This window comes from Pontibacter brevis (genome assembly GCF_054779655.1).
This window is the reverse complement of sequence record NZ_BAAGXV010000027.1, coordinates 101,043-113,739: the sequence shown is the minus strand read 5'-3', so window position 1 is coordinate 113,739 and position 12,697 is coordinate 101,043. Positions and strand designations below refer to the sequence as shown.

The following is a 12,697-nucleotide window of genomic DNA, read 5'->3' as shown; positions in this document are numbered from 1 at the left end:
ACATGCCAGAAGCAAAATAAATACATGATGAAGAAAATTGCGCTATTGATTTTAGGACTACTGTGGCAGTTTAGTGTAAAGGCACAGGAAAATACTCCTCCTTTCTGGGACGAAATTCAGCACTATAAACAGCAGGACAGTGTGCAGATGCCGCCTGAAAATGCGATTCTTTTTGTTGGAAGTTCGTCTATCCGGATGTGGGACAGCTTGCAGGAGATGTTCCCTAAGCGGGCTGTCATTAACCGTGGATTTGGCGGTTCTAACCTGCTGGATCTGAAATATTACCTGAATGATATTGTGCTTCCGTACCAACCGAAGCAGATTGTGATATACTCCGGCGAGAATGACATTCCCTCTGACACCGTGCAGGCCCCAGAGGTGCTGGCGCGGTTTAAGGATGTTTTCGAAGGTATACGCCAGGAGATGCCGCAGGTGCCTATCGTGTTTATCTCGATTAAACCCAGCCCATCCCGGATCCAGTATCTCCCCGTCATGCAGGAGTCAAACAGGCTGATTCAACAGTACCTGAAAACGCAGCCCAAGGCAAAGTACGTGGATGTATATTCCCTGATGCTGGACAGGAACGGCAGGCCAATGCAGGACATCTTTCTAAATGACAACCTGCACATGAATAAGAAGGGATACCAGATCTGGAAGAAGGCGCTAGAACCACACCTGGCGAAATGAAAGTGAAGGCCCTTGAGCATTAGCAAAGGCAGACTTTCCCCACCACCTATACAAGCAGAAGGGGCAGCTAAACCAGCTGCCCCTTCTGCTTGCACATCATAGTGTTACTCGGTCTATACTGCCGTTTCCTGCTTCGGTACCTGCAGATGCGACAGGATGATATTAAATACATCTACGGCTTGTATGTCCTGTGGCAAGGCTTGCTTACTTTTTGTCAGCAGCACCGGCCACTCGCTTTTGTCTTCCGGGATGCGACCGTGCGAACCTTTGATTAAGGTAGCATCCAACGGAATAATATCCATCACCATCCGGAAACCCAGCTTTTTCTTCAGTACCTTGCCCGCCACTTTGGGAATCAGGAATTTGATTTTCGGATCAGCAAACATCTCTACCGGGTCGAAGCCGGGTTTTTTATGAATGTCTACCATGCGGGCATAGTCAGGGGCCTTTTTGTCGTCAAGCCAGAAATAATAGGTAAACCAGGAATCCTTATCAGCCACTACTACCAGTTCGCCGCAACGCTCGTGCGCCAGTTTATACTTGTCACGTTCAGCCCCCGCCAGTACCTCCTGCACACCAGGTACCTGTTGCAGTAGCTTTTGCACTGTGGCAACTTCAGAGGAGTTCTCTACATAAACATGCGCTACCTGGTGATCGGCTACGGCAAAAGCCCTGCTCATGGCCGTGTCCAGCAGTTCGGTGCCACGTTCATTGCGCACGGCAATATACCCATGCTCCCGCAGCACACGGTTCAGGTGCACCGGGCGGTTCACGTCCGAAATACCATACTCCGACAGCACAATTACCTGCGCCCCCTTTGCCTCGTAAAACTGGATCAGGTCGCCTACCACGGCGTCTATCTCCTGCAGGTCTTTGGCTACGCGTGGATCGCTGGGGCCGAGGCGCTGCAGGTTATAATCTAAGTGCGGCAGGTAAATGAGCGTGAGCGTAGGGTTGTACAGGTTATCTGTTATCTTGCTTGCCTCTGCTATCCACCTGCTCGATTTGATGGATGTTTTGGGGCCCCAGTAATTGAAAAGAGGGAATGTGCCCAGTTGCGCCTGCAGCGTGTCCCGTAAATCGGCAGGCTGAGTATAGCAGTCTGGTAGTTTACGGCCGTCGGCCAGGTATTGGGGGCGGGGGGTGAGGGTATAGTCGGCGGTAGTGTTCATGTTGTACCACCAGCCCATGTTAGCCACCGTAAAGTTTGGGTCTTTTGCGCGCGCAACTTCCCATATCTTAGATGCCTTGATCAGCTTATTCGACTGGCGCCACAGCTTGACCTCGTCCTCATCCCGGAAATACCAGCCATTGGCCACAATGCCATGCTCTTCCGGCCACTTTCCGGTAAGGTAGGTGGCATGGGCAGTACAGGTAACTGCCGGAAACACCGGGCGCACCGTTTTTTGCTGCGCATCTGCTGCCCATTTTGCCAGGAAAGGAGTGTTCTTACCGAGGAGTGATTTCGTGAGGCCTACTACGTCCAGCACTACTGTTTTCTGCATTTTCAGTACGGTTTATGTTTGTCAGAACCCATTCCAACTCCCGCTGAATAGATTCTGAAAGGTCTTTTTTCATGTCTTCCGGTAGCACGTCCCAGGTGTAGGTTTCAACCTCGAGGTGGGACGTTAGCTGTTTCTGCTGCAGGAGCGCCAGCACGTCCACTATGTCCTGCTGTGTCGACTCAAGGCCACTGTAGGATTGCGTGAAGAGTGGAACGTGAAAATGCATGCGCCACTCTACGGCATTCGGTTTGCGGATATGCTGCAGCGCGAATGTCAGGTCAGGGTACTGGCACATCTCGCCGCCATCCCCCCGCTCCACCACCTGGTGCAGGTATGTGGATTCGGCAAAGCAGGCAAAAGCCTCAGCCAGTTCACCGCGTGTCTCCACATCCTTAGGCAAATGCGTTTTAAGGGCAGCGCTAAGCTGTACTTTCCCGATTTTGATGCCGGCATGTGTCAGTTTGGCAAAAGCCTCCGCAGGTTTTTCGTAGGCCAATGCAAAGTGGCATACATCGTAGCAAACCTGTATGTGCTCTAAAACGGTTTTTTGGGCTTCCTCCTTTGTTAGCCCATGCGACTCCTGCAGGGCCTTCTCGCCGGCAGGAAGGAGCCAGTCGTGGTAATAGTTGATAACCTCTTTGCTGTTTTCCAGCAGCCCGTCCGGTTCCGGTTCTATATCAATATGTATGGTTTTGCCTGTTTCCTGCTTTAGTTGAATTAAGTCCTTGACAAGCGAAACCAGGTTGTCTGTTGCGTTACTGAAAACAGACTTTACTTTAGAGTTATCTGCCTCCAGGTACCAGGGCTTGTAAGAGAGGGGGGAGGTAGATATGCCGCCTTCCATGCCATCAGGCAGGAGTGCCGCCAGAATGTGCGCCAGGCGGACGGTATAATTCAGCCGCTCGTCCGTTGTCCAGTCTGGCTTGTGGACATCGTCTTTCACGGATTGGTTATGAAAGCCACCGTATGGAAAGCCGTTCATTGTGAACACATACAAACCCTGCTCCTGCAGCCACTGCTTAAACTCCTGTAGTTGCTCGCCCTCCAAAAGCTGCTCGCTGGCCTGGTTGGAGAGGCGCAACCCAATACCGAAAGGATGGTCGGGGGAGAGTTTATTTTTGAGTGGCGGAAGGTAAGTTTGAAGCTGTTGAAAAACATCTTCCCACGTTTCGCCGGGGTGGATGTTGGTGCAGTAAGTAAGGTGATGCCCTGTGTTCAGATACATGTTTTGCAAAAATTAAGTAAGAAAACAGCAGCCTTCAAACACCACAGTGCTGCTTTTTACAGAATACCGTTGCTTATGCAGCAGGCTGAGGGTGGTGGCGCTTTTTTAATAGTTCTACGGCCTGTAGCAAGAGCGGTTCGTCCATGTGGTGTACTTCCACACCCTCACCGATTTTGTTCAGCAGCATGATAGTCAGTTTACCACCCAGGTGCTCTCTGAATTCCTGGAGTCCTTTAATTACGCTGAGTTGCTCGGAATTAGTCTCCTGCTGCGATAACTGAGGAACATACAGCTCAAAACCCAAATCCTGGAGCAGTGTCAGCACATCTTCGTGCTCTTCCGGCGTCAGCATGCCTTTCAGCATCGAGTAGGTGGTATCCAGAGCGATGCCAATGGCTACTGCCTCACCGTGGCGCAGGTCGTAGTTGGTAAGTTGCTCCAGCTTATGGGCGGCCCAATGTCCAAAGTCGAGGGGGCGGGATGAGCCGGTTTCAAAGGGATCTGCTCCACCAATATGCTCCACATGCATCTCAGCACAGCGGTGGATTAGCCGCTGCATGGCTGGCATATCGCGCTGAGCCAGTTTGGCTGCATCTTTTTTGATTTCCCTGTAAAAGGCCTCGTCCTTGATAAGTGCCACTTTTATGGCTTCCGAAATGCCGGAGCGCCAGTCGCGGTCGTTCAGGGTGAGCAGGAAATCGCTATCGTTGATGACGGCAAAAGGCGGGGCGAAGGTGCCCAGGAAATTCTTTTTATTGAAGAAGTTGAAGCTGTTCTTTACACCCACGGCAGAATCATCCTGCGACAAAACGGTAGTAGGGATGCGGATGTGCCGGATGCCTCTGTGTGCAATGGCCGCGGCAAAACCAGCCATGTCCAGCACGGCGCCGCCCCCAATGGCAACAAAGTAGGAGTGGCGGTCGATGCCATAGTCGTTCACAGCCTCCAACAGCTTCTGCAGCAGTTGCGTGCTGTTTTTTACTTCCTCGCCGCCCGTAATCAACATGGGTTCAGCCAGCAGTTTCATGACCTCCTTATAGCGGAAAGCGTACTGCTTGATCTGTTCTGTTAAATTAGGGTGAGCGGCTGCCACGCCACTGTCTATCACAAAAAACACTTTGCGTGGGGCCGTGCCATTGTCCTGCTGCAGCACATCAGAAAACAAATTGTTTTCAGGGTTAAAAAGGTCCTTGGTAAAGTAAACACCATACCTGAACTGCACCGAAAACGACTGCTCAATGGCCCTCATATCTTTTTGAAGCATCTGATTTTTTGGGGTTGTGGAATTCTACGCTTTGCATAGCAAATTAAGAATTCTGTTGTTTATTGACCTAAATGTTACCCAATTTAGGTCTTCTTTCTTGTAGAACACCGTGCAGGGCCTAACAATTCTCAGGTAACGGCAAATTTCCGCGCTACATAAATAGAAACCGGTAAAAGCAGCAATACCAGCAGCCCATACTGCCAACCGGCAAAGCCTGCGGCCATGCTGGCATTCATCACTATCAGTGCCAGGATACCGGCTTTCACCGCTTTGAAGATCAACTTTGGCTCTTTGGCAGGCATTGCCTTGAAAAGTGGCGGGAAAATGAGGTAAGCAAACAGCAGCAAAAAAGGAATGCTGTACCATAGGTTAAAGTGAGGCAACAGCGAAAGGGTCATGATACCAGCAAACACCAGGGCATACATAAAAGCGGCTGCCTTCAGAGCGGCTGTGTTACCTCCGTGTACTTCCCCGCGACTCACCATTGTGATAGCCGCGATATACACAATCGGGATAAGCGCCATAAACCACAGTTGCCCTACAGCAGCAGGCACGGCACTTATCCCGAGCAGCAGGTTTCCGCCACGGCAGGCACCCATGTTGATAGGGCCAAGAAAGGTGTTGTGCTTGCCCCGGTAATCGTATAACAAAGCGAGGCAGGCAACAGCCAGGGCAATGGCAGCACTTACCAGCGACACCTGCCAGGCCGCCAACACCCCGCCTGTTAAAAGAAAAGCACCTAAGGTGGCAGCCCCCGCTACAGAGGCCTTTCCGCTGGGTATGGGCCGCTCCGGGCGCTCTACCCGGTCCAGATCGGCGTCAAACACATCGTTGAACACCACACCACCGCCATACAGGCCAATCGTGGACAGCACAAGCCAGCCCAACGGCTGAAGCGTTTCAGCGTTCAATCCACCCTCCCAGAAAGGGCGCGACAGCAAAGCCCCTGAGGCTGCAAAGCCCATCATGATATCTGCAATGGCCGTGATGATATTGGCTGGGCGCATGAGCCGCAGATAAGCGCCTAGTCGGGTCATCAACGTACGATGTTTGAGCCAAACTCTCCCTCGTCAGCTCCCAGGTTGCCGACTACAGGTGTTTGTCCTCCTCTTAATACAGAATTGTCTGAAAATTTCTCGCGCTGATCCACGCTTGCAGGGCTAAGCCAGTCAGATTCGTTCATCTGGCCGCTTTTGCCAAAGGCCTCGAGTGCGTTTTGGTAACACACCTTGCGCACATCTTCTAAAGAGATGCCGCGCTCCAGCATCAGGGAGGCTGTTTTAGGTACAGAAAGTGGGTCACTGATGCCCCAGTCGGCTGCGCTGTTAATCATAATGCGCTCTGTGCCATATTTCTTCACAACCTCCACCATGCGCTCGTTGCCCATTTTAGAGTTAGGGTAAATCGTGAAGGCAGCCCAGAAACCTCTGTCCAGCACATCCTTTACTGTTTCCTCGTTGTTGTGGTCCACGATCACCATGTCCGGGGCAATGCCGTGCTCCAGGCTCACTTCCATACTCCGGATGGTGCCGGATTTCTTATCGCGGTGCGGCGTGTGGATCTGCACCGGCATGTTTGTTTCCTTCGCCAGCTCCAGCTGCAAGCGGTAGTATTTATCTTCTGCCTGGGTCTGGTCGTCGTAGCCAATCTCACCGACGCCTACCACGCCCTCTTTATAGATGAAGAGCGGCAGCAGTTCCATTACCTGCTCAGCCAGTGCCTCGTTGTTTGCCTCTTTGGAGTTCAGGCCGATAGTGCAGTAGTGCCTGATGCCGAACTGGCTTGCCCGAAAGCGCTCCCAACCTACCAGGCTGCTGTAGTAATCTTTAAAGGAGCCGACTTCTGTGCGGGGCTGTCCCAACCAAAAGGCAGGTTCGATAATGGCCACAATGCCTGCCTGGCGCATGCGCTCGTAATCGTCGGTGGTACGGGACGTCATGTGTATGTGCGGGTCAATCAGCATCAGGTTCTGGGTGTTCATATGCTTTATCTTATATCGGTGATGTGTTATTTTAAATCTGTTTCAGTTAACTCTGTACTGTCGATGTGCGGCCAATCAGGTCCCAGTTCAGCTCATTGCTCTCCACTTTCTGCTTTAAGTCAGGGTGTGTCTCCAGCAGTTCTCTGGCCGGGCCATAGCTGCTTTTCGCGCAGGCCAGTGCTGCTGCTTCGCGCTCTGCTTCGTTAGGCTGCGAGAAGAGTTTCTTAATGTCCTGGATATTCGTTTCATCTATAAAAGGGCCAACCGGGCGCCATAACTCCGGAGACACCGGGCGTCCAGCTGCCCAGCGTTCGTGCGCATAGTCCGTCAGCATGCGGGCTAGTTTGGGATTGCTGCGTTCCTCCAGGCCGTAGATGCGGTAAAGGGGCTTGCCGACGAACAGGGTCTTTAGTACCAGTTGGTTCCAGGCATCTTCCTCCATATACTCCGCAGGGTAGGGGTTCTCAAGCGCCACGGCCTCGTACACGTCGCCTATATTGGTGCGCACGCCTTCTGCAGCTCTTTTCTTAAACTTTTCGGGGTGGGGCAGCAGGGGCAGGCTTCCGTACAGTGCTACCAGCTCGCCCATGTCTGCGGTACTAAACAGGGTCTCCACTTTTTTTACAAAGGCATCGGCATCCTGTGCCGGAAGAGACAAGAGGAGCAGGGTGCGGGCGGCCTGATCAGCAGTCCAACGGATTGGGTTAAAACCTTCCCGGATGTTGTTGGCCTGCTCCAGGTCTGCGTCAGTTACCTGCAGCTTCTCTTTGCCGACAAAACGCGGGGCAGCGCTAAAGGCAAGGTACAAGTCTTTTCCCATGGCGGCTTCAGATCCTAACTGCCCTGTTTTCTGGGTAAGCCATTCAATGCCCCGGTCTGTTGTGCTGCGCTTCAAAAGTACTTTCAGCAATGCTTTGCTTGCATTTATGTCTGCCTGATACACGTGTGTATGGTTTAAGATAAACAATGATTACCGTAACCTGTTGATGCTGCTTTCTTAGCCTTCAAGATAGCAAATTTTTATTTGCTGCCATGGCGTTCTGCTAATGAAGAGGTAAAACGCTGAGCCAACTTTGGCAGTGCAGGAAAGTTGCGCGCCTGCAGTGGAACAGGTTTATTGTCCTGATAAGCGTTTAAACACTCATTCTGGCTGCACAAGAAAAAAAATCCTGCAGAATAGGCTGCACCTGCCAGAAAACCGCTTTGCTGCAACAAAGCACCCACTGGTAAAGGTAAAAAGAATGATGCATATATATAAACCCACGAAAGAGGAAATATCAGCTGCTGCAGGAAAGACAGTACACGATGTCATAGCTCCCGACTTAAAGGTGCTGTTCTGTGGCATTAACCCTGGTCTTTATACTGCTGCCACCGGGTACAATTTTGCCCGCCCCGGCAACAGGTTCTGGCCTACTTTGTATGCGGCAGGCTTCACGCCACGCCAGTTAAAACCTCATGAGCAGCAGGAGTTGCTGACATACGGCTGTGGCATCACAAATTTCGTGGCGCGAGCCACCGCGGCGGCGGCAGAACTGAGTGCTGCAGAGCTGGTGGAAGGAGGAAGGTTGCTGAAAGAAAAGGTAATCCAGTATAGGCCGCAAGTGGTGGCTTTCCTTGGTGTTACGGCCTACCGCACTGCCTTCAGCCTACCCAAAGCCGTATTGGGACCACAGCCGGAAACAATAGGTGAGTCCCGGCTTTGGGTGCTGCCAAATCCCAGCGGCTTAAATGCCCATTACCCACCGGCTGCGCTGGCACAGGTGTATCGGGAACTGCGGGATGGTTTACTCCTCTAAGACGGCTACTAAATAAGACAAATGAAGAGTCTTTACCTCTTTACAAAACGATAGCCTTAAAAAGTTGAACCGGAGGTGTAGAACCTGCTGACTTTTTTAAACCAAAAAATATTTTGAAAAAATTGAAACCTTGTTAGCTGGTGCTGAGTATAAGGGGTGCAATCTGATTACATAGAAAAATATATATGTATATATTTTAGCTGTAAAAAGCTAAAACATGAGAGGAAAAGGTATATTTTTTTCAATGTATATACATGTAAGTGCTGTTTACCCTTGAAAAAGTACCGTTTACTTTGTTGTTATAGTTTATTGAAGTTTTTGAGTATAGTTTTGAACTATAAAGCTCTTATAAGTGTCAACCCAATAGAACTAAAAACCAAACATATAAAATCAAACTTAAAAGTTAGAACATTAAAAGCATCATGAAGGATTATTTAGAAAGACTTGAGAGCGGACTTAACAAAAGCAAAACTTTACTTTACAAGCCTGACCAAACAGGTTTGGCGTGTTCCTTTGTAAATGGTGGATTAGTAGTGGATAGCTTCATTATTGAAGATGATGTAATTGCCGATGCACTTTCCAAGAAGGGATTAAATGGTGTGGTAGAAGGTTCTAACTTTGAGATGCTGAAAAGCAACTATTCATGGTTCTCCCTGCATGTTAAAACAAAGCAGGTTTACCGTGAGCTGGAAAAGCAGGCAGTATAATTTATACCAGTAGTTCTACACACATCCTCTCCATATGGCCAGAAAAGGGCATGTGGAGAGGATGCTTTTTTATATAGGCTTCCATAAAAGTCCTCCAGCAGAAAAGCCTCTTTAAAATAGGAGAGCCCTTCTGTATCGGAAGCAATAGAAACGTAAGTGCTATTCATTGTCAATGCCGTTTACGTCATGCCTGATAGCCATGTCCTCCTCGTATGGAACATCACAGTTTAAGCTGCAGCATGCAAGCACCGCCGTCTTTTTTTGGAACTTTCGACAACATTCCAGTGGACTTACCAGTGTCGCACATATAATAGAAGTGTTGGTAGAGGAATTGGAGTACTGGTGCACGAGCGGAAACAGGAACATAAAATCAGGTAAGTTTATACAGGCGGAACAAAAACAGCTTTCCGCTGTTTATAGATTATGGTTGCTGTTGCCACAGCCAAAACCACCCAGGGAATCAGATAAAAGGAGCTGCCTGTGCAGTGGTACGGAACTGTTGTATAGAAAATAATCGCATGTTTTTGGCAATCTGGTATACTATGTGATATTTATTTTCTATTTTTGCAAAGAATATTATTGCTATCCGCAAGAAATTTATAGACGAAGAGGCGAGAGAACAGGCTCCCAGACCCTCTGGCAACCATCCGATTGGAAAGGTGCCAAGTCCTGCCCAACGAAGGGGAAATATAAATTAAAGAACCATGAACAAGACATCAGGCATATTCCACTCTACCAGTTTGTTACCTCCTGCTAACGCCGTTGCTACATCTTTGCCTGTGATGTGCTGTTGTTGCTGTTGTTCCTGTTAAAGGATTCCCCACCTCTTTCCTGCAGCCAGGCTAACGTAGCTTTTGCCGGTTGTAAAGGAACTTATCAACCTTTTTAATCTTTAACATAGCGCAGGGTGCGGCATATCAGGTACATATACCGTTTCGTAACAGCGCAAAGCAACAAGTTTATGCTTCACACAATTGCACATTTTATACATCAACAGGCTTCCGGGTTAAAAACCGGTGCCTCCGTTACATGCCTTCCTGCTGGCAGCAGGTGCATGCACTGTTGTACCTCAAGTGTCTGTTGTTGACACTTTATATTATACAGTTTACTGCCCCGGGTAGTAAGTCATTAAATTGCTGATTGATATATTAATAACAAATTTGAGCAGAAGCCTTTACAGGCTCATTTATAAAACAGAACATTTGTATGCAAAGCTTTAGATCTGAGATAGAGAATCCGATAGTCGAAAAGGATATCATTGACCTGGAAAAGAAAATCCGGCTGTTCCGTGAGGGTAAGTTACAGGAAGATAAATTTAAGAGCCTGCGCCTGGCCCGTGGCGTATATGGCCAGCGCCAGCTAGGTGTACAAATGGTGCGTATCAAGCTGCCTTTTGGTAGAATGACAACGCAGCAGTTGCTGCGCATTGCGTCTATATCTGATGAATACTCAACCGGGAACCTACACCTGACTACACGTCAGGACATCCAGATCCACTTTGTGAGTCTGGACAGAACACCTGAACTGTGGGCAAACCTGGAGAAAGATGATATTACACTGCGTGAAGCCTGCGGTAATACGGTGCGTAACGTGACGGCTTCGCCGGAAGCGGGTATTGACCCGGAAGAACCGTTTGATGTGTCGCCTTATGCGGATGCCACATTCCGTTACTTCCTGCGTAACCCAATCTGCCAGGACATGGGCCGAAAGTTCAAGATGTCCTTCTCATCCAGCGACTCTGATACCGCTTTATCTTATATGCACGACCTTGGGTTTATACCGAAGGTAAAAGAAGAGAACGGCGAAACCATCCGTGGCTTTAAAGTTATGATTGGCGGAGGTTTGGGGGCCCAGCCGGCACTGGCACATACTGCCTATGAGTTTCTTCCTGAAGACAGGGTGATACCTTTCATTGAGGGCGTGTTGCGCATCTTTGATCGCCATGGCGAACGCAATAACCGCAACAAAGCCCGCTTCAAATACCTGATTGGCAAACTTGGACTGGAAGAGGTGATGCGCCTGGTGAACGAGGAGTATAATGCCCTGAAGTCACATTCTTTTGAAATTGACAAGTCTGCGAGCTTTGATCCGGCCTTGCCTGAAGTAAAAGAAATCCCCGACTTCGTAATTGAGGACACAGACAAGTACAACAAGTGGTTGAAGACAAATGTGTTCCAGCAGAAGCAGAAAGGCTACTATGGTGTTTACATCAAAGTTCTGACCGGCGACATCAGCAGCGATACAGCCAGAGAGCTGGCACCGCTGGTACGTGAATATTCTGCCGATGAGATAAGGGTAACACAAGGCCAGAACCTGCTGCTAAAATATGTGCCGGAACAGGCGTTGCCATTCTTCTTCTCCAGGTTAGATGAACTGGGGCTTGCTGAGCCAGGCTTCAACAGTGTGGCCGATATCACTACCTGCCCTGGTACTGACACCTGTAACCTAGGTATCTCCAACAGTGTGACCGCTGCCAAAGTACTCGAGGACCTGATCATCACAGAATACCCGGAACTGCTCTTTAACAGGGATATCAAGATTAAAATGAGCGGCTGTATGAACTCCTGCGGCCAGCATGGCATGGCGAATCTGGGTTTCCATGGTTCTTCGCTGAAGAGCGGCAAGAGCGTGATACCTGCGCTGCAGGTGCTGCTGGGCGGTGGTACTGTGGTGAATGGCGAAGGCCGTATTGCACAGAAAGTGCTGAAAGTGCCAAGCAAGCGTGGTCCGGAAGTAGTGCGCCAGGTTATCAACGACTACCAGGCGAACAAACTGGAAAACGAGCGCTTTAACGAGTACTACGACAGAAACGGCAAAGATTACTTTTACCAGATGCTGAAGCCGTTGGCTGACCTGACCACACTAACACCAGATGAGTACATTGACTGGGGGCACCAGGAGCAGTTTGAAACTGCCATTGGCGTGGGTGAGTGTGCCGGTGTTATGATTGACCTGGTAGCTACGCTGCTGTATGAGTCTGATGAGAAACTGGAGTGGGCTGCCGAAGCAATGGAAGACCAGCGTTTTGCTGATGCCATCTACTATGGTTATGCTTCTTATGTAAGTACCGCCAAGGCGCTTCTGTTGGATAAGAATGTAAAGTGTAACACACAGGCTGGCATCATTCAGGATTTTGACACACATTATGTAGCAGAGGGAATCTTCCGTTTTGAGCCTGATTTCAGCAGCGAAGTAATGCAGATAAACAAGAACAAGCCAAGCGAGGCCTTTGCGAAAGAATACCTGAACAAAGCCACTTTATTCCTGCAGGAAGCTACACGCTACCGTCAGGAGCAGCGTGACATAACTGCACCTGCCAGGCTAAATCAAGAGGGGTAGTAAAGGAGAAAGGTTAAATGGCTGGCTGCTGGATTCAATTGTTCAGCAGTCAGCCATTTCATCGTTTAAAAAGACATGAAGATGGTATAAGGAATCATCTGATGCTGCAGTACTTCCCGAACCTGGACAGGTGGAGGAAGCAGTACAGCATAGTCTTATGTTTCCGATATACTGAATATATTAATGAGTAGCG

General features: G+C 49.5%; 10 protein-coding genes and 1 riboswitch. Of the genes, 4 read left to right on the top strand and 6 right to left on the bottom strand.

The genetic code is table 11. The annotated features are described in order from the left end of the window. Nucleotides 1–24 precede the first annotated feature (24 nt). Nucleotides 25–687 (top strand): SGNH/GDSL hydrolase family protein, encoded by a 663-nt coding sequence (locus tag ACYVB1_RS08320; RefSeq protein WP_460922685.1) that lies wholly within the window; start codon nucleotides 25–27, stop codon nucleotides 685–687. Between the two features lie 113 nt (nucleotides 688–800). Here ACYVB1_RS08320 and ACYVB1_RS08315 read toward each other — a convergent pair whose 3' ends face one another. The 6 genes from ACYVB1_RS08315 to ACYVB1_RS08290 form a co-directional block, all read right to left on the bottom strand. Beyond that, nucleotides 801–2,192 (bottom strand): alkaline phosphatase family protein, encoded by a 1,392-nt coding sequence (locus tag ACYVB1_RS08315; protein WP_460922682.1) that lies wholly within the window; start codon nucleotides 2,190–2,192, stop codon nucleotides 801–803. Further along, entirely contained in the window at nucleotides 2,137–3,417 is a 1,281-nt protein-coding gene (gene eboE, locus ACYVB1_RS08310) for a metabolite traffic protein EboE (protein WP_460922679.1), read from the bottom strand. The genes ACYVB1_RS08315 and eboE overlap by 56 nt, the downstream gene beginning before the upstream one ends. 73 nt (nucleotides 3,418–3,490) lie before the next feature. Beyond that, on the bottom strand, nucleotides 3,491–4,681 hold the full coding sequence (locus ACYVB1_RS08305; protein ID WP_460922675.1) for a 3-dehydroquinate synthase: 1,191 nt from the start codon (nucleotides 4,679–4,681) through the stop codon (nucleotides 3,491–3,493). A gap of 128 nt (nucleotides 4,682–4,809) precedes the next feature. Next, complete coding sequence (gene eboC / locus ACYVB1_RS08300; RefSeq protein WP_460922672.1) at nucleotides 4,810–5,718, bottom strand: UbiA-like protein EboC; 909 nt, start codon at nucleotides 5,716–5,718, stop codon at nucleotides 4,810–4,812. Further along, the gene (locus ACYVB1_RS08295) at nucleotides 5,718–6,662 is read right to left on the bottom strand and encodes a TatD family hydrolase (RefSeq protein WP_460922670.1); all 945 of its coding nucleotides are present in this window, start codon (nucleotides 6,660–6,662) and stop codon (nucleotides 5,718–5,720) included. The genes eboC and ACYVB1_RS08295 overlap by 1 nt, the downstream gene beginning before the upstream one ends. A gap of 46 nt (nucleotides 6,663–6,708) precedes the next feature. Further along, complete coding sequence (locus tag ACYVB1_RS08290; RefSeq protein ID WP_460922667.1) at nucleotides 6,709–7,572, bottom strand: EboA domain-containing protein; 864 nt, start codon at nucleotides 7,570–7,572, stop codon at nucleotides 6,709–6,711. A gap of 331 nt (nucleotides 7,573–7,903) precedes the next feature. Here ACYVB1_RS08290 and mug point away from each other — a divergent pair, with 331 nt between their 5' ends. The 3 genes from mug (at nucleotide 7,904) to ACYVB1_RS08275 (ending at nucleotide 12,504) form a co-directional block, all read left to right on the top strand. Continuing rightward, nucleotides 7,904–8,458, top strand: a complete 555-nt coding sequence (gene mug, locus ACYVB1_RS08285; protein ID WP_460922664.1) for a G/U mismatch-specific DNA glycosylase — start codon at nucleotides 7,904–7,906, stop codon at nucleotides 8,456–8,458. A 422-nt stretch (nucleotides 8,459–8,880) separates the two neighbouring features. After that, a complete protein-coding gene (locus tag ACYVB1_RS08280; RefSeq protein ID WP_460922661.1) occupies nucleotides 8,881–9,165 on the top strand; it encodes a hypothetical protein in 285 nt (94 codons plus the stop codon). Between the two features lie 594 nt (nucleotides 9,166–9,759). Next, a riboswitch (SAM riboswitch) is annotated at nucleotides 9,760–9,861 on the top strand. A 510-nt stretch (nucleotides 9,862–10,371) separates the two neighbouring features. Next, a complete protein-coding gene (locus ACYVB1_RS08275; RefSeq protein ID WP_460922658.1) occupies nucleotides 10,372–12,504 on the top strand; it encodes a nitrite reductase in 2,133 nt (710 codons plus the stop codon). Nucleotides 12,505–12,697: the final 193 nt, after the last annotated feature.